The following is a 25,572-nucleotide window of genomic DNA, read 5'->3' on the forward strand; positions in this document are numbered from 1 at the left end:
TGCCCCGGGCCCCCCCGCCCCGGGGGGGGGGGCCCCCCCCCCGGGGGGGGGGGCGGGGGGGGGGGGGGGGGGGCCCCCCCCCCCCCCCCCCCCCCCCGACGGGAGCATGTGCCTACTTGCCGGCCGGGTCGTCCAGCGAGCTGAGGTCGTGGGCGTAGATGCCGACCGCGTGCGCGATGACGTCGATGTTGGTGTCGAAGACCTTCAGGTCCAGGTTCTGAAGGGTGTCGCCGGCGCCGTGGTAGTTCGGGTCGTACGCGGTGCCCGCCGTGCCCCCGTACTTCGCGGCCTGCTCCTCGGTCTTGATGCCCTCGGCGCCGGTGAAGGTGCCACCGGCCGGGATGCCGACCTCGATGAAGGGGCCGTAGTCCGAGCGGCCGGTGAAGTCGGTGCCCTCGTGCGCCTTGCCCTTGCGGTCGAGGAAGCCGTTGATCAGCCGCTCGATCTGCGCGGAGCCCTTGGGGCCGGGGCCCGCCCCCGTGTGGTCGGAGTCGTCGCCGTCGTAGACGAACTGGGCCGCGTTCGGAGAGGCGATCATGTCGAAGTTGAGGTACAGCGCGATCTGCTTGCGCTGCTTCTCGTCGAGCTGGGAGACGTAGTGATCGGAGCCCAGCAGCCCGCCCTCCTCTGCCGACCACCAGGCGAACCGCAGCTTGTTGGTGGGCTGCTTGCCGGACTTGCGGATCTGGTCGGCGAGCTTCAGCGCGACCTCCAGCAGACCGGCGGAGCCGGAGCCGTTGTCGTTGATGCCCGGTCCTTCATGCACCGAGTCGAGGTGGCTGCCGAGCGCGACGACGCGGTCGGCGTTGCCGCCCTTGGTCTCCGCGATGACGTTGCGGGTCCGCTTCTTGAGGTGTTCCTGATCGAGCGTCAGCGAGAGCTTGACCTCACCCTTGGCTGCCGCGGCGGCCAGTGCCTCGCCGTCGGCCAGGGTGACGCCGGCGCTGGGGATCAGGCCCTCGGACGGCTTGCCGAAACCACCGCGGACGGGGGTGGTGCCGCTGTGGTTGTAGACGACGATGCCGATCGCGCCGGCCGCGGCGGCGGCCCGCTGCTTGTCGACGAAGGTGCAGGAACCGCGCTTGACCAGGGCGATCTTCCCGGTGAACGTCTCCGATTTGTAGTCATCCGCCTCGCATCCCGGGGTGGCGTCCACCCGGGCCGCGGCGATGGGCGCCTGGATGCCCTCCTTCGGCGTGGAGGGGGTGAACGTGAACGCCGCGACGTTCAGGGTGCGCGGGTCCGGGGAGACGACGGACAGCTTCTCGGTGTGCGTCTTGGCCTCCCAGATGTCGAAGTCCTGGTAGGAGACCCGGTATCCGGCCTTCTTCAGCAGCTTGTGGACATAGGCGGAGGACGCCTCGTGACCGGCGGTGCCGGCGGCGCGGTTGCCGCCGTTGTCGTCGGCTATCTCCTGCAGCTTCTCGAGATGGCGGTAGGCGCTCTTGCCCGAGGACTCCTTGACCAGCTTCCTGGCGAGCTGTTCCGCCTGTCTGTGCTGCCGGTCCGGGTGTGTGGGCGTCGCGCCGGCGGGAGCCGCCGCGAGCAGGACGGGGGTGGCGAGGGCGGTGGCGATGACGGCCGCCATCGCCCGGCGGCGGGGGTGTACGCGCACGGAGGTCCTTCCGGGCAGGGGCGGCCCTTCGGTGGTGGCCGCCCTGATGCGGTGATCGTGATCGGACAACGATCGGGGCTGAAAAGGACCGTAACGAGTTCGTGCAGGTCAGGGGAGGGGGTGAGCGGTGATTGACACAAAGTCGCCATACGCCGGTCATCCGCGTGGTCGGACGGACCCGGCCCGGTGGCCCTGGGGGGAGACCACCGGGCCGGGAGTCGGCCGTCAGGCTGTCTGCGCCTTTTCGTAGAGGCTCTTGACCTCGTCGCCGAAGTACGGGCCGTACATCCTGCCGGGCAGGAAGGTGTAACCGAAGCTGTTCACCGAAGCCTGCAGACCGGTCCCCGTCGACTCGCTGAACGAGTCGAACCACGGCCCGCCGCTGGAACCGCCCGTCATGTCACAGGACATGGCGTGGTCCGTGGTGAACAGGAAGTCCTTGGTGGTGTTCCCGCTGCAGTGGATGAGTTGCTTGCCGTCGTACGGTGCTGCGGCGGGGAAGCCGAACGTGTACATGGGCCGGTTGTAACCGCCGTTGAACTTCAGGCCCTGGCCGCCGACGACCTCGCCGAGCTTCTTGCCGTTCAGCGGCGCGACGACGGCGGCGCCGACGTCGTAGTTGATGCTCTCGCTCGCCGCCCACAGGTCCGTCGCCAGTGTCTTGGCCGCCGCCCACGTGCCGTGGGGGGTCTGGCCGTCGTGGTAGCCGGGGACGAACACCCAGTTGGTGTGCCAGCTGCCCTTGAGCTTGACGCAGTGTCCGGCGGTGAGGACCGTGCTCGCGTTGTGGCTGGTGACCGCGTTCCCCGAGCAGGACGCGGTACGCCCCTGGTGGGTGAAGAACACCCGGCCGGAGGTGACGAGAACGGCACCGCCGCCGCTCCACGGCCCGCCACTCTGCGGGAAGGCGCTGACGGCTCCCGAGCGTCCCGCCGGGGCGGTGGGGGCGACGGTTGAGGTCTTCCCGGCCCGCTGCGGGACGCCGGGCGCGGCGCCGGGGGAGAGCCTGTCGAGGGGAGCGAGGGGGGCCGCCGCGCGCATCCGGTCGGGTGTCCAGAAGTCGCGGGCGTGCTGCTGTGCGGTGGCCGTGGCCGCGAGGGTGTGGACGGTCGTGGGGGTGTTCGGCGCTTCGGCCGTCGCGGCCTGTGTGCCGGTGGTGAGCAGGGCGCCGACGGCCAAGAGGATGCCGGCTCCGAGGTGGTGGGGGCGTCTCACGCGTACTCCTTCCGCCGTGGTCGCGCGAGATGTCGCGCGAGCCGGAGGGCCGGGCCGCGGCTGGTGCGGTCCCGGGCATGCGAGCGGTGCGGATTCGGCGCTGGGGTGCGGATTCCTGCGTGCGTGAGCCAGACTGCCACGTCTTTGACGCAATGTCAGGGCCACGTCAAGCCAATGCCTGCTTCGATCACCACCTGCCCCGCGTATGGCCCGTTGCGGCGCCACCTTCCGTGAAGACCGGGGAGGCCGGATCGATCAGGAATCGAGAAGCGTGGGTCACGGAGCCGCGCCTAGCATCATCGTCATGGACATCACCATTCACACGAGCTTCCTCCCGCATGACGACCCGGACGCGTCCCTGGCCTTCTACCGCGACACCCTCGGCTTCGAGGTCCGCAGCGATGTCGGACAGGGCAAGATGCGCTGGATCACGGTCGGTCCCGTCGGCCAGCCCGGTACGTCCATCCTCCTGGCGCCGCCGGCCGCCGACCCCGGGGTCACCGAGGACGAGCGCCGCACCATCGTCGAGATGATGGCCAAGGGCACCTACGGCTGGATCCTGCTGGCCACCCGGGACCTCGACGGCACTTTCGAGAAGGTGCAGGCCGGTGACGCCGAGGTCGTCCAGGAGCCGACGGAGCAGCCGTACGGCATCCGCGACTGCGCCTTCCGCGATCCCGCGGGCAACCTGGTCCGCATCCAGGAGCTTCGCTGAGCGGTCCGGTCATCGATCCGACCGTGACGCCCGGTGTCGCGGCCACCTGTGAAAAATACGACGGCCGGCGCTTCCGGCCGTCGTGCTGGGCCTGCTGGGCCTGCTCGTCGACTTCGGCAAGCCGGCCGTCGCCATCGAGTACCTCGCCGCCTACCCCGGCCTGCGACCCAGGTGCTCGCGGACATCGATGAAGGAGTTCTCTCATGTGTCACCCCTCGTGGGGGCCCGCACGTACCTCGGCACAGCGCCTGAGCGACCTCGCACGACTGCGCCGCGTCCGCGACCGGATCGACCGGGAGTACGCGCAGCCGCTGAACGTCGAGGCGCTCGCCCGCGGCGCGAACATGTCCGCCGGGCACCTCAGCCGCCAGTTCCGGCTGGCCTACGGGGAGTCTCCGTACGCGTACCTGATGACGCGTCGCATCGAGCGCGCGACGGCGCTGCTGCGTCGTGGCGACCTCAGTGTCACCGAGATCTGCTTCGCGGTCGGCTGCTCATCGCTGGGTACTTTCAGCACCCGCTTCACCGAGTTGGTCGGCATGCCGCCCGGTGCCTACCGGCGCCGCGCGACGGGCGCTGCGGAGGGGATGCCGCCGTGTGTGGCAAAACAGGTGACAAGACCGGTCAGGAATCAAGAAGCGCCGGTCGCCGGGCCGCAACCAGCGTGATGGCCATGGCATCCATCGAATCCGTCACCCTCGACGTGGCCGACCCCACGGCCGCCGACCGCTTCTGTACCGCCGCCTTCGGTTTGGCACGCAGATACGCCTGCGGGCCTCGGAGGAACCCACAACCGGCTTCAGTGGGTTCACACTGGCGCTCACGGTGTCCCGGCCGGCGACGAGTCGACAGCCTCATCGACGCCGCCCTCGACGCCGGCGCCACGCCCCTGAAGCCTGCCGCGAAGTCGCTCTGGGGCTACGGCGGTGTCGTACAAGCCCCGGACGGGACGATCTGGAAGGTCGCGACCTCGGCGAAGAAGGACACCGGCCCTGCCACCCGGCGGGTCGACGAGATCGTGCTCCTGTTGGGAGTCGCGGATGTGGCCGCGAGCCAGCGGTTCTACGTCGACCGAGGCCTTGCCGTGGCGAAGAGCTTCGGCCGCATGTACGTCGAGTTCGCTGCCGGGGCGAGTCCCGTCAAGCTGGCGCTGTACAGGCGCCGTGCCCTTGCCAGGGACGCCGGAGTCTCTCCCGACGGCACCGGATCGCACCGGCTCGCGATCGGCAGCGATGCCGGGCCTTTCACCGACCCGGACGGGTTCGCATGGGAGGCCGCATCACCGGCCCCCGCGCCTTCCCGGAAGGATCACACGCGGTCGAGCTGCCACAGCTGATTGGTGCCGTACGTGCACGACCAGTTGTGGATCGTCGCGCCGTTTCCCAGACCCCCACGGGTGTCGAGGTCGAGGCACTTCCCGTTGTGCCTGGCCACCAGGTTGTACGCGTTGTTCCCCGCGTACGCCTTCCTCCACATCTGGTTGTTCTGGCCCAGGCACTGCCACTGGCCCACGCCGCCGCCGAAGTCCCCGTTCGGGCGGCTGGTGTCGACGGTCAAGCACTTGCCGCTGTGCTGTGCGACCAGGTAGTAGTACGTGCCGTCTCCCGACGGTACGAACTCCCACCGCTGATTGGTGCCCGTAGTGCAGTCCCAATTCTGCACACGCGCGCCGTTCTCACTGCTGTAGCCGGCCACGTCGGCGCATTTTCCGGAGAGCCAGTTCCTGAGGTAGGACATGTCGTTCTGCAGCGTGCCGGCGCTTTTCGAGTCGTTCGCTCTCGCGGGCGCTGTGTCGGCGACTCCCGTCCACGCGACCGTCGCAGCGAGCGCGGCCACGGTACCTACGAGCGATCTACGAAGACTCATTGCATCTCCTGATCCTGGGGACTCCGACGGCCCCTCACCCTAGGCCCGGGCAGCAGGCCGGGACAGGCGCGGATCAGGTCAGTTCGACGGTGTCCCCGAGTCGTACCCGCCCCGGGTGCGCGACCGTGGCCGGCGCATCCAGCCACTCGTCATCCACGAAGGGAGGCGTGCCCGGCGGTGTCCGCACCAGCAGGTTCGGCCGGAACCGGCGCTCGTCGACGGGCATGCCGGAACGGCCGCGCGGACCCAGTCGGGAGTGGCGGTGGTCAGGAGACTGAGCGGGAGCTGATCGAAATGCGAGCCCGTGCCCTCGCGGGCCACTTCGACGTCGTTCCGGTCCAGGTATCGCCGCACGTAGGCGGTGGGGTCCGGGACCGGCGCGCCGTCCGGGTCCAGCAGCTCGGGCAGCTCCGTGACTGTCTTCCCGCGATATCGGGACCGCAGGTGCAACAACCCCGGCATGCGCCGGAACCGGCGCGTGTTCTTGCCTGAGCCGGACTTTCCCTCGGCGTCCCGCACCGCGTAGAGCCTGTCGCCGACGAGGCCCCGGGCGTCGACGGCGGCCTCGTCCAGCAGTTCACCGCCGGTGGACTTGATGGGGTACCGCCAGATCCGTTCGATCGTGCCGAGCATCGCGCCCATGTCCGTCCCTTCCATGAGTTGTCCCTCAGCCGGCTGCGCTCAGGCGAGGAGCGCAGCCGTGCACTCCTCGGCCAGGCCCTCCGCGTGGCCGGGGAGGGCCTCGCCCGCCCGCAGGTGGCGGCGGACGAGGGAGAGCGGCAGGTCGATCACGGCGACGGAGACGCGTTCCCGGGCTGCGGGGTCCGCGGCGCCCAGGGCTGCGGCGAGGCGGGCGACGGCGTCCCGCACCCGCCGGCGGCCGCGGTCGGCGCGCCCGGCCTGCTCGTCGGGCCACTCGGCACGCCCGAAGTCCTGGGCGCCGTAGAGCAGGAGGGCGGCTTCCTCCGGATGGGCGCGGCTCCAGGCGACGACGTGGCGGGCTGCCGCTCTCCCCGCCCGGCGGGGGTCGCCCTCACCTTCGAGAGCGGCGAACCAGCCCTCCTGGAAGTGTTCGACCGTCCGCAGCCACACCTCGGCCAGCAGCACGGTCCGCCCGGCGAAGCGGTGGTACACCGAACCGCTCGGAGCCCCCACCTCCTTGGCGACCGCGGACATCGTCACACCGGCCGGCCCGGAGGCCGCGGCGAGCCGTACGGCGGCGTCGAGGAGCTGGTCGAGGTCGAAGCGGGGTGGTCGGGCCATGAATCAGAGAGTACTCTCCATAATATTAGAGATCCCTCTCTATATTGTTCCGGGAGACGGAGGGTCCATGGACGTCCACAACGTGCACGAGCGCCTGCTGCCCGTGACGGAGCGCGAGGCGGGGGCGCTGATCGACGGCCTCGCGAGCGACGACGACCGGCTGTGGCCGCACGAATCCTGGCCGCCGATGGCCTTCGACCAGCCCCTCGGGCCGGGGGCGGCCGGCGGCCACGGCCCCGTCCGCTACAGCGTTGCCGCATACGTCCCCGCCACACGGGTCCGCTTCACCTTCACCGGGCCGCGCGGTTTCCACGGCTTCCACGAATACGCCGCCCTGCCCGCGGGCGGAGGGCACACCGTTCTACGCCACACCCTCTCCATGGCCGCCCGTGGCCCGGCCGGCCTCACCTGGCCGCTCTTCTGGCGCCCGCTCCACGACGCGTGTCTGGAGGACAGCCTCGACCGGGCCGAACTCGCCTGCACGGGGGTGGTGGCAAGGCCAGCGCGCTGGAGCCGGTACGTCAGATTGCTGCGGGCCCTTGCCCGCTGACTCCGGACCGCAGGCCACCGGGGCACGGCGCGTCCGCGCCCACGCCGCAGCACAGGGGAGTGCGGCGCGGGCGCGGACTCCGGGGCCGTTGGCCTACCGGCGCACGTCTCCGCGCGCCTCCCGCCACATCGACCAGAGTGTCGGGCCGCCCCCGGGTACGTGGATCTCGCCCCGCACGGTGAACCCGAATCGCTCGTAGAAGCCGATGTTGGTTTCCTTCGACGATTCGAGGTGGGTCGGCAGTCCGGCCGCGTCCGCCTTGGCCAGGCCCGAGAGCAGCAGGGCGGCGCCGTGGCCGTTCCCTTGGGCCGCCGGGTCGGCGCCGAGCACCGCCAGGTACCAGTGGGGTTCCTGGGGGGTGGCCTCGCCGACCAGTTCCAGCATTTCTCCCAGCCGGGCCGTGTGCTCGCCCAACAGCCCGTTGATGCGGGCCAGCGTCCCCTCGTCCGGGTGCTGTTCGGCCGTGCCGGGCGGTGTCCAGAAGGCCGCTGCCGCGTCGGTGTGTTCACAGTGGCCAAGCGGGCCGTACTTTTGCGAGAGCATGACGTCGAACCACTGGGCGAGACGGCCCTCACGCCCTTCCTCGTCAGGGAAGAGCCACAGCATCATCGGGTCGTCCCCGAAAGCGCGGGCCAGGATGCGTGTGACCTCAGGAGCGTCGCCGGTCTCGATCGGCTTGGGTGTGTTCGTTGAGTGCATGCGGCCAACGTAGGTTCCAAGATCTTTCCGGCGCATCGGTCGTTCTACCGATTCCCCAGGAGCCGGGTGCTGACCGTTGCCACCACGGTCGGCACCCGGGTCGACTCCTCGATCGGCGACAAGGGACGGGATCCGTCCGGCTGTTGGGGCCACGGCCTCTTTCGACCTGCGGACCTCATCGCCACCGTCACGCTCGCACTTCCGGCGCAAGGCCCCGGGCGGTGAGCCGTGTTCGGCGTCGGACGGGGCTCAGGGGGCGAAGACCGTGCTGGCCAGGACCACGTGGGCGGCCGTGCCGCCGAGGATGCTCAGCAGCGCGTTGCGGCGCCACAGGTGCAGGCCGACGGTGACGGCGAGGGCGGCCAGCGGGGCCAGGGTGCGCGCGTGGGTGAGGGGGAGGTCGCGCAGGCAGTAGGCGAGGAGGATCACCATGACGCCGGCGGGCATCCGGGTGCTGAGGTACTGGACGGTACGGCTGGCGCGCAGGGGGGTGAGGGCCGCGAAGGGGAGGGCTCGCAGGCCCCAGGTGACGGCTGCGGTGACGAGGACGCCGGCGATGGCGTAGCGCGTGTCAGGCATGGGTGGGCTTCCTGCCGGTGGTGAGGTGGCGGGCCAGGAGGGCGGCGGTGAACAGGGCGAAGGCGGCCAGGAGCATCTGGCCGGGGAAGAGGAGCCGCGCGGCCAGGGCGCTGAGCAGGGCGAGCGCGGGGGTGGGCAGGTCGCCGCGCAGGTCCCGGACCGCGTCGAGGGCGAGGACCGTGAACATGGCGGTGAGGGCGAAGTCCAGGCCGGTGACGCCGTCCGGGATGAGGGAGCCGAGCAGGGCTCCGGCCACCGCGCTGCCTGCCCAGTACAGGTGCAGGAAGAGCTGCAGCCACAGGATGCGCCGACCGGAATGGGAGCGGGCCTGCTTCCCGGTGGTCAGCGCGTACGCCTCGTCGCACAGGGCGAAGGTGGCGTACGTCTTGCCGAGGCGCCCGGTTATGCGGTGCAGGGGGAAGGACAGCGCGTAGAAGACGTGCCGGACGTTCACCATGAACGCGGACAGGGCGATGGCCGCCAGCGGGGCCGCAGTGGTGACCATGCCGATGAGCAGGAACTCGAACGATCCGCCGAAGGCGAGCGTCGCGGACAGCCCCGCCCACCACCAGTCCAGGCCCGACTGGGTCGCGAGCGCCCCGAAGGCGAGGCCGAGCGGGACGAATCCCAGGCCGGCGCCCGCAGAGTCGTGGAACGCCGCACGCGCCTCGGACGGTCCGGCGGACGGAGAGACGGACGGAGAGACGGACGGAGAGACGGACGGAGAGACGGACGGAGGGGCGGGCGCAGGCCGAGGACGGTCCTCAGCAACAGCAGGACTTATGTTCATGGAGAAATTTTACGAAGAATCTCGCCTCATATGGTTGCTACTTGTCGCCCTATGATGGCGTTGTGAGCAATGAAGTGAGCCTCGATGAGGTAGATCGAGAAATTTTGTTTCATCTTCGTCAGGACGGGCGGCTGACCAACGTCGAGCTGGCCAAGCGGGTCGGCCTGACCCCGCCGCCCTGCCTGCGCCGGGTCAAGCGGCTGGAGGAGACCGGCGTCATCGCCGGGTACCGGGCCGTCATCGATCCCGAGGCCATGGGCCGCGGACTGGAGGTCCTCATCGACGTCGAGATCTACGCCCAGGACCGCAAGAGCTTCGAGGAGTTCGAGGACACCGTGGCCTCCTATGACGAGGTCGTCGAGTTCCGCCGCATGTACGGGCGCCCCGACTACTTCATCCGCGTCGCCGTGGCCGACCACGCCGCTTACGAAGCCTTCCTCACCGGCAAGCTCAGCTGCTTGCCCGCCGTCCTCCGTCTCGAATCCCACCTGACCATGAAGAAGATCAAGACCAACCGGTAAAGGCAGCCCGCGACAACTCACCGCCGACTGCCACCGGGTGCCGTCCGGGACATCTACGTCGCGTCACCTCGCCCCGTCCTCGCGGCCCGTGGCGATGTCAGCGCCCGCTGGTAGCGTCCCGCCGGAAGATCACGAGAGGACAGCACCGTGCAGGAAGTGACGCGCCACGAGGTCGGTGGACAGCACATAGCCCAGGCACTCGACGACATCAGCGGAAGGACCTGGCGCCGCTGGCAATGGCTGCGCTACGACGACCCGTCCCCGAAGAAGATGGAGGAGATGCGGGACGATCTCCTGGACCACATCGCCGCCCGCACCGTGGGGGATCTCGCGCTCGACGAGTCGTCGCGCACGGCACTGCGGACCGCGGCGGAGTGCTCCCTGGGGGCGCTGAGCGTCGGCTGCTTCCCCGACGGCGACCAGGAGATCGCCTTCCCCCTCATCGGCGAGCAGCTCAGCAGCGAGGACATCGCATTCGGCGACGCCGTCGAGCAGGCCCCCACCGCCAGGACCTGGCTCGACACGTTCGAGACATGCATGGTCAGCGGCCTGGTGTGGGAATGGCAGCGGGTGATCGGCCTGCTCCTGCGGAGCGATTTCGCGCCCGCGATCCGTGAGGGTGTGCCGTACTCGAAGCTGACCTCGACGTCGGATCCGGCGGACCTCGCGGCGATGGACGCGCTGTGCCACTACCTCACCCGGGCGGACGGGCACCTGCCCCGCGACTGGCCCACCGTGACCCTGCGCAAGCCGGACGCCGACGAGCGCGCCGAGGCCGCCCGGCGACTGGACGCCCTCGGTGCGCCGACACCGGACCAGCGCCTTCTCCGCGTACTCCTCGACGACGACCGGCACGCCTTCGAGCAGGCTCTCGTGGCCCGGCTCGTCGAGCACCGGGAGAGCGTGGGATCCGATCCCGCCCCCAGGACCCTGCTGCCGCTCGGCGCCCTTGCCCTGGCCGCCCTTGCGGTCCAAGTGCACGGGTGGGAGCTGGGCGTCCGGTCCGGCTATCTGCCGCACGACATGCTGGGTTCCCCGGAGGCGCTGCGGCGAGCGGCGGACGCAGGCGGGAATCAGCTGGGCTACTGGGCCGCCAAGTAGCCGGTTCCGACAGCGCGTCCGTGACCTTGTCAGCCCGACGTGGTCCGTGCGGGCTCGGCCGAGGGCACCCCCGCCGCGATGAGTTCCGGCGGGGCCGCGAGTCTGTTCCGATGAGCGTCGTAGGCCGTCGTACGCTGCCCGGCACGAGACACCACGGAGGGCACCATGACGACCACGCCCGGCAACGCGAGCGGCAACCTCCCCGGCAAGCCACCGGTCGTCGACCTGGCCACCTGGCAGGCGGCGCGCGAGGAGCTGCTGGTCCGCGAGAAGGCGCACACCCATGAGGGTGACGCGATCGCCGCGGCCCGGCGGCGGCTGCCGATGGTCGAGCTCGACGGCGCGGTCGAGGTCACCGGCGCCGACGGGCCGGTCCCGTTCCTCGACCTGTTCCAGGGGCGCGACGAGCTCGTGGTCTACCAGCACATGTGGTACGACGGCGCGCCGCACCAGGGGCAGTGCGAGGGCTGCACCACCACGGCCTGGCACGTGAAGGACGCCGTCTACCTCAACGCCCGGGGCGTCTCGTTCGCCGTCCTGACCTCGGGCCCGTGGGACGAGGTGGCTCCCTACGTCGAGTTCATGGGTTACACCCAGCCCTGGTACTCGGTGCGGGGCGTGGCGGCGCCGGTCGGCGGAGAGATGGGGCACATCGTCTGCTTCCTGCGCGACGGCGACCGCGTGTTCCTCACCTACTCCACGACGGGCCGTGGCAACGAGCCGGTCAACGGGTCCTTCGGCCTGCTCGACATGACGCCCTACGGCCGTGGCGAGGCGTGGGAGGACAACCCCGAGGGCCGGCCCGTGATCGGCGATGTCCGTGAGGGGTACCCGTCCGAGGGCCGCCAGGCCTGCTGGTACTGGCGCTCGGACGCCGACGGCGTTGCCACCTGGGGCCCGACCAGCCGGCCCGTGCCGCAGTGGACCCGCCCCGGCGCGACCCCGGTGGAGACCCTCGGCCGGCACGGCCACCACCACTGAGGTGCCTTCGCCGACGGCGCCGGCACCAGGCGCTGGGTGCCGGGCGGAACCTCCGGACGATGCGAACGGCGCCCGCGCGCTCGATCGGCCCCCCAGGGAGGGGATCCGGCTAGCGGTGTTTGGTGCGGGCTCCGTCGGGCCGGATGCGGGGGCGGCTGCGTCGGCGGGCTCGCTCCGGCAGCGCCGTCAGGTCCTTGTCCATCCACGGCTGGGCGGCAGCCCATGCGCGCCGGGACATGAACTCCCGAACCGGGCCGGGGATCCCGGCCGCGGCCCGCACACACGCAGTCTCGGAGCAATGCAGGGGCGACGCCTCCTGGCCGAGGTCGTCGTAGCGCATCGTCTTGGGCGGCATGTAGGTGCAGGCGCAGATCACACAGGTGAACACTGGGCGCATCTTGTCCGACTGGTCGGGCATCGCGCCCCCTTTCGGTCAGGCCACGCCACTACCGTGGCAGTGGGAACATGATGAGACCGTTTCATGGCTGACCGAGTTCTTGTGGCCGTTCCGGTCAACCTCTACGGTCCATGCGGTTTTCGTCGTGACGCGATCGCCGTCGCACGCCGGGCACTGCTGCTCTTCCTGCTGTCCCTTGCCCATGGCGGCCTCCTCACCGGTGGCTGTCCCGAGCGTATCGGTGGGTGCCGAGGGAGAACAGCCCGTCGCGGTGGGCTCCGGTGGGCGCGGCCGGCCCGGCTCGCCCCCGGGCCAGGCGCGTACGCATCGCCGCCACCGCACCGTTCCGCCTCCCGGACGCCCGCCCCCTGACGCCCGGGTGTCGTGATTGCCCGCCCACCCCGCACCCGCCATCATGAGGCGGTAGCGGGCCCGTACGGCCCCGCACAGCCGCCAGGCCCCGCCCACCGGCGGGCTCGCCACGAGGAAGGCCCTCGCCATGGCCGACGACGCCGCGCCCGCCCCGACCCGCGTCCTGGTCCTCAGTGCCTCGCTGCGCGCCGACTCGCTCAACACCCGCCTGGCGTCGCTCGTCGCTCGGATCGTGAGGGACACCGGCGCCACCGTCGAACTCGCCCGTCTGGGGGAGTTCCCCATGCCGCTCTACGACACCGACACCGAGGTCGCCGAGGGGCTCCCGGAGGGCACCCTCGCGCTGCGCGACCGGCTGGCGGCCTGCGACGCCTTCGTGATCGCCTCCCCGGAGTACAACGCCTCGCTGCCCGGCGGCCTGAAGAACGCGATCGACTGGGTCTCCCGGGTCGGGCCGCAGCCGTTCAAGGACAAGCACGCCCTGCTGGTCTCCGCGTCCCCGTCCCTGGTCGGCGGCAACCGCGGACTGTGGGCACTGCGGATCCCGCTCGAACACCTCGGCACGCGCGTCTACCCCGACATGTTCAGCCTCGCCCGGGCCCACGAAGGCTTCACCGACGACGGAGACCTGACCGACACCGGACTCCAGGAGCGGCTGACGGACGCGGTGACGTCGTTCCTCCGCCTGGTCGAGGCGGACACCCGCTACGTGTGCCTCCAGCGTCGCTGGTACGAGTTCCTCGGCGACTGCACGGACGCCCCCGTCACCCGGCGCGCCCAGGACTGAACGCCCCGCCCGCCGACCCGCGGGCCCGCCCGATCGTTGCCCGCCCGCGCGTGAGCGACTTGACCCTCACGCGACGTCAGGCCGCACCCTGAACGGGCAACGAAAGGGCAGAATCATGAGCTACTCCGTCGGGCAGGTCTCCGGCTTCGCCGGCGTCACGGTGCGCACCCTGCACCACTACGACAAGGCCGGGCTGCTGTGCCCGGGCGAGCGCAGCCCCGCCGGCTACCGCCTCTACAGCGACGCCGACCTGGCCCGCCTCCAGCAGATCCTCTTCTACCGCGAACTCGGCTTCTCCCTCGACGAGATCGCCGCCATCCTCCAGGACCCCCGGGCCAGCGCGCTGGACCAGCTGCGCGCCCGGCGCGCCGCACTGGGCGTGGCCACCGCCCCGATCCCCTTCAAGGACCTCACCGCGGTCCGGCTCGCCGACGCCCTCACGCGGGCCGTAAGGGACCCCTCGTACGCGCGGGCCGCCACCCTCGTCGCCCGCCGGACAGCCACCGAAGACGGCGCGGGGCGGGTGGCCGAAGCCCTGGAACGGCTCACTCCGGTGCGTTACTGACGGTCCGAATGGCGTAGATCTTGCGTCAAGCTCCTTTCGAGACAGCAAGATTGGCGGCCGACGGCGTTATGCGGCGCAGGCACGGGCGACTAGAACATGATCACCAAGTCGTTCCGCGCCGATAGCGCCATGCCTGTGCCCCACAAGGGAGAGAACATGAAGCGGATCAGTGCGGCCGTCATCACGGCCGCTGCTGCCTTCGCCCTTGCCCAGCCGACCACCGCCCTCGCGGCGGGCCCCGCCGCCTGGACGGCCCCGTCCTGCGCCCGCGTCACCGGTGACGGTTCCGTCACCTTCACCCGGGACGACGGCGCGCACCTGACGCCGACCAGCGTCCCCCTCAAGCCGACGAGCTACACCTTCGGCCTGGTCGCCCTGGACACGCCCAACACGCTGCTCGCCACCCACAACAGCGAACTCCAGCGCTCCACCGACGCCGGCTGCACCTGGACCCGGATCGCGAACCTCGACGCCGGCCTCACGCACCTGACCGCCGCCACCGGCGGCCGCGCCTTCGCGTGGGAGCAGAACGGCGGCTACCTCGCCCGCGTGGACGGCAAGAAGGTCACCCCGCTCACGGCGCCGACCACCGCCATCATGGGCCTCGGCACCGACCGGTCACGCCCCGGCCACCTTCGCCTGGCCGGCAACGACGGCGTGCTGTACGACTCGACGGACGCCGGCGCGAGCTGGCAGCGCGTCGGCACGCCCGCGTTCGAGGCCGGGACCGGTGTCTACACCGTCGCCTTCGACCCCGCCGACCTCGACCACGCCGTCGCGGGCGGCATGGTGCGCGGCGGGGCGGTGACCACCGACGGCGGTGCCACCTGGACCGCGTCGACCGGCCTGACCGGCCCGGGCAGTCCCGCGAACCTCTTCAACGCCGTCGTCTCGCCCGCCTCCTCCTCGGTCGTCTACGCCCTGGGCATCGACCTCGCCCAGGCCACGCCCGGCTCGCCCGCCGAGGGCCGCCACCTCTACCGTTCGTCCGACGGCGGCCGAAGCTTCACCAAGGTGGTCGACGACTCGGCCGAAACCAAGCTGACCAACGGCACCCTGCTGGCTCCGAGCCCGGTGGACCCCGACGTGCTCTACTTCGAGTACGGCACCTACTTCCAGGGCTACGGCACCGACCTCTTCCGGCTCGACGCCGCCACGGGCAAGGTCACCAAGACCCACAACGCCTACGACGGCATCTCCGCCATCGCCTTCAACCCCGCCCAGCCGAAGGTGATGTACCTGGGCCTGGAAGAAGTACGCGTCGACTGACCGGGGCCGAACGGCCCACCGCTGGCACGCGCGCCCCGCCGGAGAACCCTCCGGCGGGGCGCGCGTTGCTCCTTCAGGTGGGCCGTGCCCGGCAGGACGGGAACCGGAGGGGGCATCGGTCGTTGGGCCGGGCACGGCCACGCGAGCGCGGGCCGGCCCCGCACGCTCGACGGACACGACGGAAGAGGCTCCCCCATGTCATCCCCGGCAGCCACGGACGACGGCGACTGGCGCTTCGACGACCTGAGCGCGGTGTTCGTCAACTGCACCCTCAAGCGCTCGCCCGAGCCGAGCAACACCGAAGGACTGATCGACAAGAGCCGGGCGGTGATGGAGGCGCGCGGCGTCACCACCGCACTCGTACGGGCCGTCGACCACGACATCGCGACCGGCGTGTGGCCCGACATGACCGAGCACGGCTGGGAGCACGATGCCTGGCCGGGGCTCTACGAGAAGGTGATGGCCGCGGACATCCTCGTCCTCGCGGGCCCCATCTGGCTGGGTGACAACAGCTCGGTGATGAAGCGGGTCGTCGAGCGGCTGTACGCGTGCTCCGGGATCCTCAACGACCGAGGACAGTACGCCTACTACGGCCGGGCGGGCGGTTGCCTGATCACCGGGAACGAGGACGGCGTCAAACACTGCGCGATGAACGTCCTCTACAGCCTCCAGCACCTGGGCTACACCATTCCGCCCCAGGCCGACGCGGGGTGGATCGGCGCGGTGGGGCCGGGCCCCTCCTACCTCGACCCGGGATCCGGCGGGCCCGAGAACGACTTCACCAATCGCAACACCACCTTCATGAGCTGGAACCTGATGCATCTCGCGGCCATGCTCAAGCGGGCCGGCGGCATTCCGGCGCAGGGCAATCAGCGCTCCGCGTGGGAAGCCGGCTGCCGGTTCGACTTCCCCAATCCCGACTACCGCTGAGCGCCCCGCCGGCAGCGCGCCCGCCCGGCTACTTCCTCGGGCACTCCTTCCAGGAGAGCCGGTAGACGGTGTTGATGGCACCGTCCGTGGAGTCCATCGCCAGGAAACTGGTGGTCTTCTTCGGGTCCGAGGTGCCGGCGGATACGGTCAGCTCGGTGTTGATGTTGAAGTTGCGGCGCTCCCCGCACGGCGCCCACACCTGTGCGGCGATGTCGGTGGTGTCGGTGGCCTGCCAGCTGTCGTGGAACGGGCCCTTGTGGGGATGGATGTTGGTCGTGGTCTGCGACTGCCCCTGGAAGTAGTACGAGGCCTTCTGCTGGCCGGTCGCGCCCGCCTCGAGATGCCCGAAGCCGCGGTAGTCGGCTTGGGCGATGGCGTAGGTGAAGCCCTGGGGAACGTGCACGATCAGATTCAGCTGACAGTTCTTACGGAAGTCGGTCGGCTTGGCCCCGACGCCGACCTGGGCGAGATACTGGCTGTATGTCACGGTGAATGCGGTGTTGTCGGGCGAGACGGCCACCGCGGCGGTGCCCGCCGGGCAGCCCGAGCCGTTGACGGTGGCGATCTCGATCACAATCTTGTCGGGCGGCGCGGGGAAACCGGCCGCCGATGCCGGTGTGGACAACGCCGGGGTGCATAACGCCGCTATCGCGCTGCACGTGACAAGCACTCTGGACATGGCGCTCCCAGGGGGTAGGCGTGGGCCGTGCTCCGGCGCGCGGGACCTGCCGGGCGGTTTTCGGGCAGAGGGGTGCGGAGGAGATTCGGATACGCGGCAGTGCGGTGCGCGGGAGTCCGCAGACGAATGTGTCATCAATTCCACAGGGCGATACAGAAGTCAATACAAGCCGTTCGGGCGACAAATGGAAATCGGCCGCTCTGCCCGGGCGGCGGACCGCCGAAAATCGGCGTAGCTATCCGGCCGCGCCCGTCGCGCCGTTTTGTGGGAACCGGACAGACCGGCCCCCGGGCTGCTGGCCGGGGGCACCGTCGGCCGGTCGGCGCCGATGGGCGAGGATGAGCGGGTGCCCGACGCCCTGAATCCCGCAGATCCCGCCTTCGCGCGCGACCCGTACCCGTACTACGCGCGACTGCGCGCGGAAGGTCCGGCGGCGCGGGTGGCCCTGGCCAACGGCACCCATGCCTGGCTGGTCACCGGCTACCGGCAGGCCCGGGAGGTGCTCGCCGACCCGCGCTTCTCGAACGTACCGCCGCGTGCCGCGGGCCGTCCCAAGCCCGACTCCCCGGCGCAGCGCGCCCGTGGCTGCCTCGCCCGGCACATGCTCAACACCGACGCCCCCGACCACACCCGGCTGCGCCGACTGAGCACCGCCGCCTTCACCCCGCGCCGGGTCGACGCGCTCCGGCCGCGCATCGAGCGGCTGACGGCGGACCTGGTGGGCGAGACCGCGGAGCGGCTCGCCCGGGACGGGAGCGTGGACCTCGTGGACGCCTTCGCCTTCCCGCTGCCGGTGCTGGTGATCGGCGAGGTGCTGGGGGTGCCGGAGGCCGATCGCGCGGATCTGCGTACCTGGACGTACCAGGTCGGATCGCCCGCCGACGCCCTCGCGCCCGGTGCCGTCGACGAGGCGTGGACCAGCCTGCACGCCTACTTCACCGAGCTGATCGCGCAGAAGCGGCGCGCACCCGGCGACGATCTCTTCAGCGCGCTGGTCCGCGACGCGGGGGAGGGCGGGCTCGACGACGGCGAGCTGCTGGCCATGGCCTTCCTGCTGCTCTTCGCGGGCTACGAGACGACCATGAACCTGCTCGCCTCCGCGTCGCTGCTGCTGCTCACGCACCCCGGGGAACTGGCCACCGCGCGCCGGGAGGGGCACGACCGCTGGGCCGCCGTGACCGAGGAGGTGTTGCGGCACGCGAGTCCGCTGGAGGGGACGACGTGGCGGCGTACGACGGAGCGGGTGGATCTCGGCGGGGGAGCGGTCATACCGGCCGACGCCTCCGTCCTCGTCGTCCTCGCGGCCGCCAATCGCGACCCGGAGTACTTTCCGGCGCCGGACGCGTTCCGGCCGGACCGCTATCTGGCCGACGGGGGCCGGGCGGCGGCCCACGTGGCCTTCGGTCACGGCCCGCACTTCTGTCTCGGTTCGCGGCTGGCCCGGCTGGAGGCGGCGATCGCCCTCCCGCTGCTCTTCGCGGGGCTGCCCGAGCTGACCCTCGCCGCGGATCCGGCGGCGCTCGACTACCGCCCCGGTCTGCTGGTCCGCGGCCCGCGCGTTCTGCCGGTCCGCGGGGCGGTCTGAGCGGGGGCGGGCGAACGGTGCCGGCCTTCCGGATCGCCGGCTACATCTGGATCGCGCCGACCTGGCGCATCACGCGCAGCAGATCGTAGGTCCACCAGCCTTCCTGGATCCTGCCGTCGCGGAAGCTGAAGATCGTGACTCCGGTCATGTCCGCCGTGCGGCCCGTGGCCGGAATGCCCATGAAGGCGTCCTGGTGCGTTCCGCGCCAGGTCCAGCGGGTGACGACCTGATCCCCCTCGGCCACCTGGCTGTCGATCGTGAAGCCGAAGTCGAACGCCTTGCGCCAGCCGGCCACGTCCGCCTTGATGACGTGGGAGCCGACGGTGCTGTCCTCCTCCTTGGAGATGTCGTGGTCGCGGTAGTCGTCGGCGAACAGTTCGTCGACGAGGTCGAGGTTGCCCCCGACGGCTATCTCCTCGTAGAAACGGCGGGCCGTCGCCTTGTTGAGCTGTTCGTCGCGCACCACATCGAGGTCGGTGAACGTCGGCATTCCGTCGCAGAGCGCCACCATCTCTTCGAAGATGCGATTGGTTTCCGGCAGTTTCGAGTTCTCCATCGCCTGCTCGTACGACGGGAACTCGATGATTTCCACATAGTGGTCGCTGTCGGAGCGGTCCCGGCCGATGACCGAGTGGGTGGCCGTGCGCTTTCCCTCGGTCAGTTCGAGCCAGTTGTCCATGAGCCGGTTCATGTCGTCGTATCTGCGGGTCTTGCAGTCGACTATCTGTACGAATGTCATGGGGCATCGCCTCCGGGGTGATATCTCCATGTTAGGTCCCTACCAAGGGGTAGCCCGGATCGGCGGGAGCGCCTCGGTTGGCGGTCGTTTCCCGGCGGGCCAATACTGAGAGTGACCGGAAAGCGGTGCGGTGGTGGCGCGGGAGGCAACGATGCAACCCATGATCGTCTACGTCCACGGCAACGGAAACAAAGTCCGCCCGGAGCTGCTCAAGTCCCAGTGGGACACGGCGCTTTTCGGCAAGGACATGGCCGACGCCTCCCGCATGGCGTACTGGGCCTCGCTCCGGTACGACACGCCCTTGCCCGATTTCCGGCCCGACCCCCTGGACGGGGCGCCGGACGGGGAGCTGGAGACGCCCGTCACCGCACTCGTCGAGCCGGCCGAGGAATTCGTGGCGAAGGTGCGCGCCCAGGCCCGGACCGAGGCGGGCCCCGAGCTCGAAGGGGTGCCCGGCGCCGACGCGGCGGGGGACGGGGCCCTCGACGGATGGCTGCGCGGCATGACCTATTTCGCGGACACGCTCGCCGAGGGCACGGCCGAGGACGCCGGAGAGGATGCCTTCTCCCTGCTCGAAGCACTGCCACTGCCGCGCATCGTCCGCGACCCGGTGTTCCGACTGCTCGTCAAACACACCTTCAAGGACGTCCACGCCTACTTCTTCAGCGAGGCGGGACAGGCGATCCGCGAGGTGGTCAAGGAGGCGCTGGACGGCCTGGACGGCGCGCCCCTGGTGGTGGTCGGCCACAGCCTCGGCACCATCGTCGCCTACGAGGTGCTCAGCGAGGAGAAGACGGACGTGGACCTCTTCGTCACCGTCGGATCGCCGCTGGCGATCACCGAAGTACGCGACCGGCTGGCCCGGCCGCCGGCGGTCCCGGTCGGCGTGGTGGCCTGGCGCAACGCCTCCGACCTGCGGGACGTGGTGGCACTCGACCACACCCTCGCGCAGGAGTACGCGCCGTCGGAGCGGGTCACCGACCTGCTGGTGACCAATGACAGCGCCAACCACCACGGCATCAGCCAGTATTTGAGCGCTCCGCCGGTCCGGGAGCCGGTCCGCCGGTTGTTCGATTCCTCCGTGGGTGGGTAGGTGTGGCATGCCGCTGGCCGAAACGGAATGGGACCTTGTCACGACCTGGGTCCGGGAACACCTCCTGGACACCACCGACCCCCACGCCCAGCTCGCCCTGTACGACTTCCCCCCGGAATTCGTCGGCGCGCTACGGCTGACAGCGGTCAGCGGGGACAACGCCCGCGCCCTGGTGGCGGCGTCGCGCAAGGGCATCGAGCGGCAGGTGAAGCTGCTCGAGGTCGTGGCCGCCATCGACGAGCTGGCCGTTCTGCCGGAGGCCGTCAAGGCCGCCGAGTTCCGGGACCGGCTGCGGGAGGACGCCCGCGCCCACGCCTCCCAGGACCACTTCCGCACCTGCGTGCTGAAGAACGGGACCGAGGCCTTCATCGACCGCCAGCAGCTTCGGGAGACACTGCGCGAGTTCGTCGAGGACCCCGAGAAGCGCGTCCTGCTTGTCGACGGCGATCAGGGCAGCGGGCGGTCGTACACCTACAACCTCATCCGCCACGTCGGCCAGCACTGCGGCTTTCGGCCCGCGCGCGTCACCCTGTCGCGCACGGCCACCGCGGACAAGGTGATCCGCCGTCTCGCCGAGTTCGTCGCGGATCCCCGCTCGGGGATCTCCCCCTTGAACCCGACGGAACTCAACGACCTCCTCCCCTCGATCGACGACGCCGCGCACTGGGTGATCAGCCGGGCGACCACCGCCGACGACCACTTCTGGCTGGTCCTGGACGAATGCGACGAGCTCGACCCGAACTCCGACGTCTGGGACTGCATCGGGCAACTGGCCCTCGCCATCTATGAACACACCGCCGTGAGCGGGGACGAGTCACCCCGGATGGTGCTCCTGGGCTACGGGCCGACGATGCGTCAACTGCCCTACGAACTCCGGGGAAACCTGTGCCGGGACACGGCGCGTGCCGTCGAGCCCGCCGATCTGCGTGCCTTCTTCGACCAGTACTTCCACGACTTCCCCCCACCGCGCCCCGAGGGCGCCCCGGCGGAGGAGCCCGACATCACCGACCTCGTGGACGTGGCCGTCCAGGAGGTCCTGCACGCGGCGGAAGCGGAAACCCCCGACGGCGAGAGCTACATGCGGAAGGTCTGCACGGCGACGGAGGAGGCCATCCGTGTCTACCAGTCACTCTAGGACCCGTGAGGTGTTCGCCGCCCGGCTGCGGCAGGAGCTGCACGCCACGCGGACGCGCCCGCGCGAGGTCTCGGACGCGCGCCGGGCCTACCGGGAAGCCGCCTGCCTGCTCACCCAGTTCGACCCCACGCGGCTCCGGCGGCCGGACGAGGAGGAGGCCACCGGCGGGGCCACCTTGGAACTGGTCGACGACTGCACCGCGCTGGGCATGAAGGACAGGACCCGCTGGGCCCTCAAACCCGAGGCGCGGCGCACCGCGCTGCGCGGGCTGACCGGCCCCGAGGCCGCCCGGCTCGCCCTGGAGCGCAACCTCGGACAGTGCCCCGAGGGCCCCGGACCCGAACGCACCGCCCTGGCCTACCTCTCCGGCGAGCCCCCGCCACTGGAGGAGCAGCACGCACAGGAACTGGCCGACACCCTCCAGGCCGTCCTGTGGCTGTCGGAGATCCCCGGGACCACGGGCCTCCCGGACGTCGGACACCTGCAGCACGCGCTGGAGCGCGCCACGATCCTCCAGCCACTCGAACGCCTCGTGCGGGACCCCTTCCAAGGGCGCGCCCGCGAACTGGACGAACTGCGGTCCTACGTCGGCGTGCCCGCCGAAACCACCCGCGCCCGGATCGGACAGGCGGGCCGGAGCATCACGGGCTTCGCCGGGCGGGTCCGGGAACCCCCGCTGGTGGTCCACGGGCCCGGCGGCATCGGCAAGAGCACCCTGCTCGCCAAGCTCATCCTCGACACCCTCCACGACCCCGACCACGACTTCCCCTTCGGCTACGTCGACTTCGAGCGGCCCACCCTCTCGATCCACGAGCCGGTCACCCTGATCGCCGAACTCGCCCGGCAGCTCGGCGTCCAGTACCCCGGGTGCCGCCCGGAAATGGACGAGCTGGCGGGCGAGTGCCAGCGCAGGGCCGCGACCCAGCGGGAGGAACGGGAGCGGATGGCCCAGCTGAACCGGCTCTCCACCACCCGACCGACCCTGGGCCGCAGCGCCTCGCGGGAATTCCAGACGCTGGCCACGTCCGACGAGACCGACCTCATCCGACGGCTCGCCGACATCCTCGTACGGGCGGTGGCGGCCCCGGAAGGGGGGACGGGCCCGCCGCTGCTCATCGTCCTCGACTCGTTCGAGGAGGCCCAGTACCGCGGCTCGCCGGTGATGGGCAGGGTCTGGGCCCTGTTCGTCGCGCTCCAGAAGGCCTACCCACGACTGCGGGTGATCGTCTCCGGCCGCGCGCCCGTCGCGCACCCCGCCCGGACGGTCACCCCCCGCACCCTCGAACTCGTCGACCTCGACCCCGAGGCCGCCGTCGCCCTCCTGGTCTCCTGCGGAGTGGAGGACCCGGACGTGGCACGGGCCCTGGCCGACCGGGTCGGCGGCCACCCCCTCAGTCTGAAACTGGCGGCCAGGGCGGCCGTCCTGGCCGGGAACGAGACCGCGTCGATGGGCGAGCTGATCCGCAGCCTGCCCGCCCGGCGCCGGTACTTCTACCGCAAGGTCGACCAGATGCTCGTCCAGGGCATCCTCTACGACCGCATCCTCAACCACATCGCCGACGAGCGGATCCGCCGTCTCGCCCACCCCGGCCTGGTGCTCCGCGTCATCACCCCCGAGATCATCAAGGACGTGCTCGCGGAGCCCTGCGGACTGCGGGTCGACACCGTCGAGGAGGCGCGCCGGCTCTTCGAGGAACTCTCCCGCCTCGATCTGGTGGAGTCGGCCGGGCCCGACGCCGTGCGGCACCGCGCCGATGTCCGCGCCATCATGCTGCGGCTGTCGGGCAACGACCGGACCGCGCTGACGCGCACCGTCGAGCGCCGGGCGGTCGACTACTACGCGGCCAGGGACGGACTGGAGGCCCGCGCCGAGGAGATCTACCACCGGCTGCGGCTGAACGAGAACCCCCGCTCGGTGGAGGAGCGCTGGCTGCCGGGCGTCGAGCGGCTGCTGGTCGGGTCCCAGCAGGACATGGCGCCGAGAGCCGCCGGCTTCCTCGCCGCGCACCTCGGCGGGGACACCCCCGACCACGTCATGGCCGACGCCGACCAGGAGGACTGGGAGCGGATCGCCGCCCGCGAGGTCGAGGACCTCCTCGCGCAGGGCTTCGCCGAGGAGGCCGCCGTCCGGCTCCGGGAACGCCGCCCCTGGACCCCCTGCAGCCCCCTGCACCCGCTGCTCCTCGAAACCCTGAGCCGGACCGGGCGACGGGACGAGGCACGCCGGGAGGCCACGGAGGCGATCGACCGGGCGGAGGACGCCGGCTGCGCCGAGCAGCGGCTCGAACTGCTGCTGCTCGCCGCCCGCCTCGCGGAAGAGGACGGCGACCTGGAGAGCGCCGACCGCGACCTCCAGGTCGCGGAGGGCGTCGCGGCCGGACTGGGACAGGACCTCGAAGCCATGGGCGCGCTGCTGGCCCGGGCCCGGCTCACGGCCGACACGCCCGTGGATCCCGAGGTCGACACCCAGCTCGCCCGGCGTCTACGGCAGTTGCCCGACGCGACGCTGCTGGACCAGCCGGTGCTGGTGCGGGCCGTCGCGGCGGAAGTCTACGAACGGGACCCGCGCGCCCTCGACCACGCGCTGGAGGTCGTCGGGCTGCCCGGCACCGACGACGGCGTGCTGGAAGACATCGGTACGGCGATCAACCGCGCCGCGACCCGGCAGCCCGAGCTGCGCGGCGCCCTGATGAAGATCCTGGACACCGCCGTCGGCACCCCCCGGCCGCGGAGCGAGCACTCCAGCATCATCGGGATCCTGCGCGAGGTCCGCGGCCGCGGCACCCTGGACGACCTCGCCCGTCGGCTGCTGGTCCTGCGCGACGACAGCGGCGAACTCCTCGCCGGTGTGGCGACCGCCATGCGCAGGGGCACGGCGGGACCCTCGGCCCGAGCCCCCGCGACCAGCGCACTGATGGCCCGACCGGGCACCCCGGCGGAAGGGAACGGCCCCCAGCGGCCTGATGAAGAATGAACGCGTACCTCGCGCCCGACGAAGTCGTCCAGCTGCGTGACGCGGCGATGGAGGCCGGACTCGCCGACCCCACGGTCCGGGAGCTGCTGTTCGACGGCATCATGAACAAGTACCGCGGCACGCTGCCGCTCGTCCCGGCCCCCGGCCGTCAGCTGCACTCGGACCTGAACCAGATGAACCGCGTGGAGCGGCTGATCGACGGATCCGTCCCCCTGGAGACATGGCTGCGCAACGCCGTCGCCCAGACCGTCGAGGCGGGCCCGCTCGCCGTCATCCAACGCGCGCTGGACGACGTGGCCCGCACCGCGGCCGGCGAACCGGACATCAGCGCCGCACTGCCCACCGGGGAGACCAAGGAAGAGATCATCCACCGGGACGACACGGTGCCCTACGAGTTCCTCCGCTCCGGCAACGCGGCGGGGGCGGCGGTCGCCCGCGTCAAGGTCCCCCCGTACCAGGCGGGCGCGCCGCTCCAGCCGAACGGCTTCCCGCACTCGGGGACGGGCTGGCTCATCGCCCCCACCCTGCTCGTCACCAACCACCACGTGGTGAACGCCCGGTCCGGGACCGGCGGCGGGCGCGCGCTGGCCGAGCCCGCGGACCTGCGACTACAGGTGCAGCACTCGCGGTCCCGCTTCGACTACGACGCGGACGAGGTGGAGACCGACGAAGCCACCGCCAGTGACCTCGTCGCCTGGGACGAGGAACTCGACTACGCCATCCTGCGGCTCGCCGCCGAGCCGTCCCGGCCCGTGCTGCGGGTGGCCGCGCAGCCCCTGACGGTGGCCAAGGGCGAGTACGTGGCCGTCAACATCATCCAGCACCCCGGCGGCCAGCCCAAGCGCGTCGCCCTGCGCAACAACCTCGTCTACGAGGCGGACGAGCGCGACGTGCGCTACTTCACCGACACCCGCGGCGGCTCCTCCGGCTCGCCCGTCTTCACCGACGACTGGCAGGTCGTTGCCCTCCACCGGGGGACACGGCGGGTGGAAGACGTGAACTTCCAGGGCAGGAGCACGGCCTTCGTCAACGTCGGTACCCAGATGAACGTCATCATGCGCCACGTCAAGGAGCACTACGGGGAGGTCCACGCGGAGATCGAAGCAGCGCAGTCGGAACTGGCGCGGGTCAGCGCGCCGCAGGAGGTGTGAC

The 25,572-nt window shown here is 71.0% G+C and carries 25 protein-coding genes and 2 pseudogenes; 16 read left to right on the forward strand and 11 right to left on the reverse strand.

The genetic code is table 11. The features are described 5' to 3' along the window. Window positions 1–112: 112 nt before the first annotated feature. Window positions 113–1,615 carry a M28 family metallopeptidase gene (locus FHS38_RS25275; protein WP_376700067.1) on the reverse strand — a complete coding sequence of 501 codons (1,503 nt, stop codon included), beginning with the start codon at window positions 1,613–1,615 and terminating at the stop codon, window positions 113–115. A 225-nt stretch (window positions 1,616–1,840) separates the two neighbouring features. After that, on the reverse strand, window positions 1,841–2,830 hold the full coding sequence (locus FHS38_RS25280; RefSeq protein ID WP_184737186.1) for a trypsin-like serine peptidase: 990 nt from the start codon (window positions 2,828–2,830) through the stop codon (window positions 1,841–1,843). Window positions 2,831–3,134: 304 nt separating this feature from the next. Here FHS38_RS25280 and FHS38_RS25285 point away from each other — a divergent pair, with 304 nt between their 5' ends. The 3 genes and pseudogenes from FHS38_RS25285 to FHS38_RS25295 all read left to right on the forward strand — a co-directional run bounded on the left by FHS38_RS25285 (window position 3,135) and on the right by FHS38_RS25295 (window position 4,881). After that, the gene (locus tag FHS38_RS25285) at window positions 3,135–3,545 is read left to right on the forward strand and encodes a VOC family protein (protein WP_184737188.1); all 411 of its coding nucleotides are present in this window, start codon (window positions 3,135–3,137) and stop codon (window positions 3,543–3,545) included. A gap of 203 nt (window positions 3,546–3,748) precedes the next feature. Continuing rightward, window positions 3,749–4,213 (forward strand): helix-turn-helix transcriptional regulator, encoded by a 465-nt coding sequence (locus FHS38_RS25290; RefSeq protein ID WP_184737190.1) that lies wholly within the window; start codon window positions 3,749–3,751, stop codon window positions 4,211–4,213. 5 nt (window positions 4,214–4,218) lie between these two features. After that, window positions 4,219–4,881: pseudogene (locus tag FHS38_RS25295) on the forward strand (glyoxalase). On the opposite strand, the gene FHS38_RS25300 reads toward FHS38_RS25295, so the two are convergent. The 3 genes from FHS38_RS25300 to FHS38_RS25310 form a co-directional block, all read right to left on the reverse strand. Next, the gene (locus FHS38_RS25300; protein ID WP_184737193.1) at window positions 4,854–5,282 is read right to left on the reverse strand and encodes an RICIN domain-containing protein; all 429 of its coding nucleotides are present in this window, start codon (window positions 5,280–5,282) and stop codon (window positions 4,854–4,856) included. The pseudogene FHS38_RS25295 and the gene FHS38_RS25300 overlap by 28 nt on opposite strands. A 207-nt stretch (window positions 5,283–5,489) precedes the next feature. Then, the gene (locus FHS38_RS25305) at window positions 5,490–6,068 is read right to left on the reverse strand and encodes an MOSC N-terminal beta barrel domain-containing protein (RefSeq protein ID WP_229821965.1); all 579 of its coding nucleotides are present in this window, start codon (window positions 6,066–6,068) and stop codon (window positions 5,490–5,492) included. A 24-nt stretch (window positions 6,069–6,092) separates the two neighbouring features. Further along, entirely contained in the window at window positions 6,093–6,674 is a 582-nt protein-coding gene (locus FHS38_RS25310) for a TetR/AcrR family transcriptional regulator (protein ID WP_184737195.1), read from the reverse strand. Window positions 6,675–6,741: 67 nt separating this feature from the next. On the opposite strand from FHS38_RS25310, the gene FHS38_RS25315 reads away from it, so the two are divergent. Continuing rightward, window positions 6,742–7,224 carry an SRPBCC family protein gene (locus tag FHS38_RS25315; protein WP_184737197.1) on the forward strand — a complete coding sequence of 161 codons (483 nt, stop codon included), beginning with the start codon at window positions 6,742–6,744 and terminating at the stop codon, window positions 7,222–7,224. A gap of 93 nt (window positions 7,225–7,317) precedes the next feature. Here the strand turns inward: FHS38_RS25315 and FHS38_RS25320 are convergent, their stop codons facing one another. The 3 genes from FHS38_RS25320 to FHS38_RS25330 all read right to left on the reverse strand — a co-directional run bounded on the left by FHS38_RS25320 (window position 7,318) and on the right by FHS38_RS25330 (window position 9,292). Then, window positions 7,318–7,923, reverse strand: coding sequence for a GNAT family N-acetyltransferase (locus tag FHS38_RS25320; protein WP_184737199.1), 606 nt, complete (start codon window positions 7,921–7,923; stop codon window positions 7,318–7,320). A 249-nt stretch (window positions 7,924–8,172) separates the two neighbouring features. Beyond that, window positions 8,173–8,502, reverse strand: coding sequence for a branched-chain amino acid transport AzlD family protein (locus FHS38_RS25325; RefSeq protein ID WP_184737201.1), 330 nt, complete (start codon window positions 8,500–8,502; stop codon window positions 8,173–8,175). Then, the gene (locus FHS38_RS25330) at window positions 8,495–9,292 is read right to left on the reverse strand and encodes an AzlC family ABC transporter permease (RefSeq protein ID WP_184737203.1); all 798 of its coding nucleotides are present in this window, start codon (window positions 9,290–9,292) and stop codon (window positions 8,495–8,497) included. Before FHS38_RS25330 ends, FHS38_RS25325 begins: the two co-directional genes overlap by 8 nt. Before the next feature lie 74 nt (window positions 9,293–9,366). Between FHS38_RS25330 and FHS38_RS25335 the strand changes: the two genes are divergently transcribed. The 3 genes from FHS38_RS25335 to FHS38_RS25345 all read left to right on the forward strand — a co-directional run bounded on the left by FHS38_RS25335 (window position 9,367) and on the right by FHS38_RS25345 (window position 11,895). Next, window positions 9,367–9,813: an Lrp/AsnC family transcriptional regulator gene (locus tag FHS38_RS25335; protein ID WP_268246166.1), complete on the forward strand. Its 447-nt coding sequence runs from the start codon at window positions 9,367–9,369 to the stop codon at window positions 9,811–9,813. A gap of 147 nt (window positions 9,814–9,960) precedes the next feature. After that, window positions 9,961–10,914 carry an immunity 49 family protein gene (locus FHS38_RS25340; protein WP_184737207.1) on the forward strand — a complete coding sequence of 318 codons (954 nt, stop codon included), beginning with the start codon at window positions 9,961–9,963 and terminating at the stop codon, window positions 10,912–10,914. Window positions 10,915–11,079: 165 nt separating this feature from the next. Then, complete coding sequence (locus tag FHS38_RS25345; RefSeq protein WP_184737209.1) at window positions 11,080–11,895, forward strand: DUF899 domain-containing protein; 816 nt, start codon at window positions 11,080–11,082, stop codon at window positions 11,893–11,895. 109 nt (window positions 11,896–12,004) lie between these two features. Here FHS38_RS25345 and FHS38_RS25350 read toward each other — a convergent pair whose 3' ends face one another. Next, window positions 12,005–12,313, reverse strand: coding sequence for a hypothetical protein (locus tag FHS38_RS25350; RefSeq protein ID WP_184737211.1), 309 nt, complete (start codon window positions 12,311–12,313; stop codon window positions 12,005–12,007). Between the two features lie 478 nt (window positions 12,314–12,791). On the opposite strand from FHS38_RS25350, the gene FHS38_RS25355 reads away from it, so the two are divergent. The 4 genes and pseudogenes from FHS38_RS25355 (at window position 12,792) to FHS38_RS25370 (ending at window position 16,215) form a co-directional block, all read left to right on the forward strand. Further along, window positions 12,792–13,451 (forward strand): NADPH-dependent FMN reductase, encoded by a 660-nt coding sequence (locus FHS38_RS25355; RefSeq protein WP_184737213.1) that lies wholly within the window; start codon window positions 12,792–12,794, stop codon window positions 13,449–13,451. A 115-nt stretch (window positions 13,452–13,566) separates the two neighbouring features. Continuing rightward, window positions 13,567–13,827, forward strand: a pseudogene (locus FHS38_RS25360) (MerR family transcriptional regulator); the annotation flags it as partial. A gap of 345 nt (window positions 13,828–14,172) precedes the next feature. Next, window positions 14,173–15,285, forward strand: a complete 1,113-nt coding sequence (locus tag FHS38_RS25365) for a WD40/YVTN/BNR-like repeat-containing protein (protein WP_184737215.1) — start codon at window positions 14,173–14,175, stop codon at window positions 15,283–15,285. Window positions 15,286–15,480: 195 nt separating this feature from the next. Beyond that, window positions 15,481–16,215, forward strand: coding sequence for a flavodoxin family protein (locus tag FHS38_RS25370; protein ID WP_184737217.1), 735 nt, complete (start codon window positions 15,481–15,483; stop codon window positions 16,213–16,215). 28 nt (window positions 16,216–16,243) lie between these two features. Here the strand turns inward: FHS38_RS25370 and FHS38_RS25375 are convergent, their stop codons facing one another. Next, window positions 16,244–16,894: a DUF4360 domain-containing protein gene (locus FHS38_RS25375; RefSeq protein WP_184737219.1), complete on the reverse strand. Its 651-nt coding sequence runs from the start codon at window positions 16,892–16,894 to the stop codon at window positions 16,244–16,246. 346 nt (window positions 16,895–17,240) lie between these two features. Here FHS38_RS25375 and FHS38_RS25380 point away from each other — a divergent pair, with 346 nt between their 5' ends. Further along, on the forward strand, window positions 17,241–18,479 hold the full coding sequence (locus FHS38_RS25380; RefSeq protein WP_229821963.1) for a cytochrome P450 family protein: 1,239 nt from the start codon (window positions 17,241–17,243) through the stop codon (window positions 18,477–18,479). A gap of 40 nt (window positions 18,480–18,519) precedes the next feature. On the opposite strand, the gene FHS38_RS25385 is transcribed toward FHS38_RS25380, so the two are convergent. Further along, window positions 18,520–19,218 (reverse strand): ester cyclase, encoded by a 699-nt coding sequence (locus FHS38_RS25385; RefSeq protein ID WP_184737223.1) that lies wholly within the window; start codon window positions 19,216–19,218, stop codon window positions 18,520–18,522. A gap of 151 nt (window positions 19,219–19,369) precedes the next feature. Here FHS38_RS25385 and FHS38_RS25390 point away from each other — a divergent pair, with 151 nt between their 5' ends. Genes FHS38_RS25390 through FHS38_RS25405 form a run of 4 tightly spaced genes read left to right on the forward strand, consistent with a single transcriptional unit; the run spans window position 19,370 to window position 25,571 of the window. After that, window positions 19,370–20,311 (forward strand): alpha/beta hydrolase family protein, encoded by a 942-nt coding sequence (locus FHS38_RS25390; RefSeq protein ID WP_184737225.1) that lies wholly within the window; start codon window positions 19,370–19,372, stop codon window positions 20,309–20,311. A gap of 7 nt (window positions 20,312–20,318) precedes the next feature. Then, the gene (locus FHS38_RS25395) at window positions 20,319–21,446 is read left to right on the forward strand and encodes a hypothetical protein (RefSeq protein WP_184737227.1); all 1,128 of its coding nucleotides are present in this window, start codon (window positions 20,319–20,321) and stop codon (window positions 21,444–21,446) included. Further along, window positions 21,427–24,420: a P-loop NTPase family protein gene (locus FHS38_RS25400; protein WP_184737229.1), complete on the forward strand. Its 2,994-nt coding sequence runs from the start codon at window positions 21,427–21,429 to the stop codon at window positions 24,418–24,420. The genes FHS38_RS25395 and FHS38_RS25400 overlap by 20 nt, the downstream gene beginning before the upstream one ends. Then, window positions 24,417–25,571 (forward strand): trypsin-like peptidase domain-containing protein, encoded by a 1,155-nt coding sequence (locus tag FHS38_RS25405; RefSeq protein WP_184737231.1) that lies wholly within the window; start codon window positions 24,417–24,419, stop codon window positions 25,569–25,571. Before FHS38_RS25400 ends, FHS38_RS25405 begins: the two co-directional genes overlap by 4 nt. Window position 25,572: the final 1 nt, after the last annotated feature.

The sequence above is a fragment of the Streptomyces netropsis genome (genome assembly GCF_014203545.1).
Classification (GTDB): Bacteria; Actinomycetota; Actinomycetes; order Streptomycetales; family Streptomycetaceae; genus Streptomyces; species Streptomyces netropsis.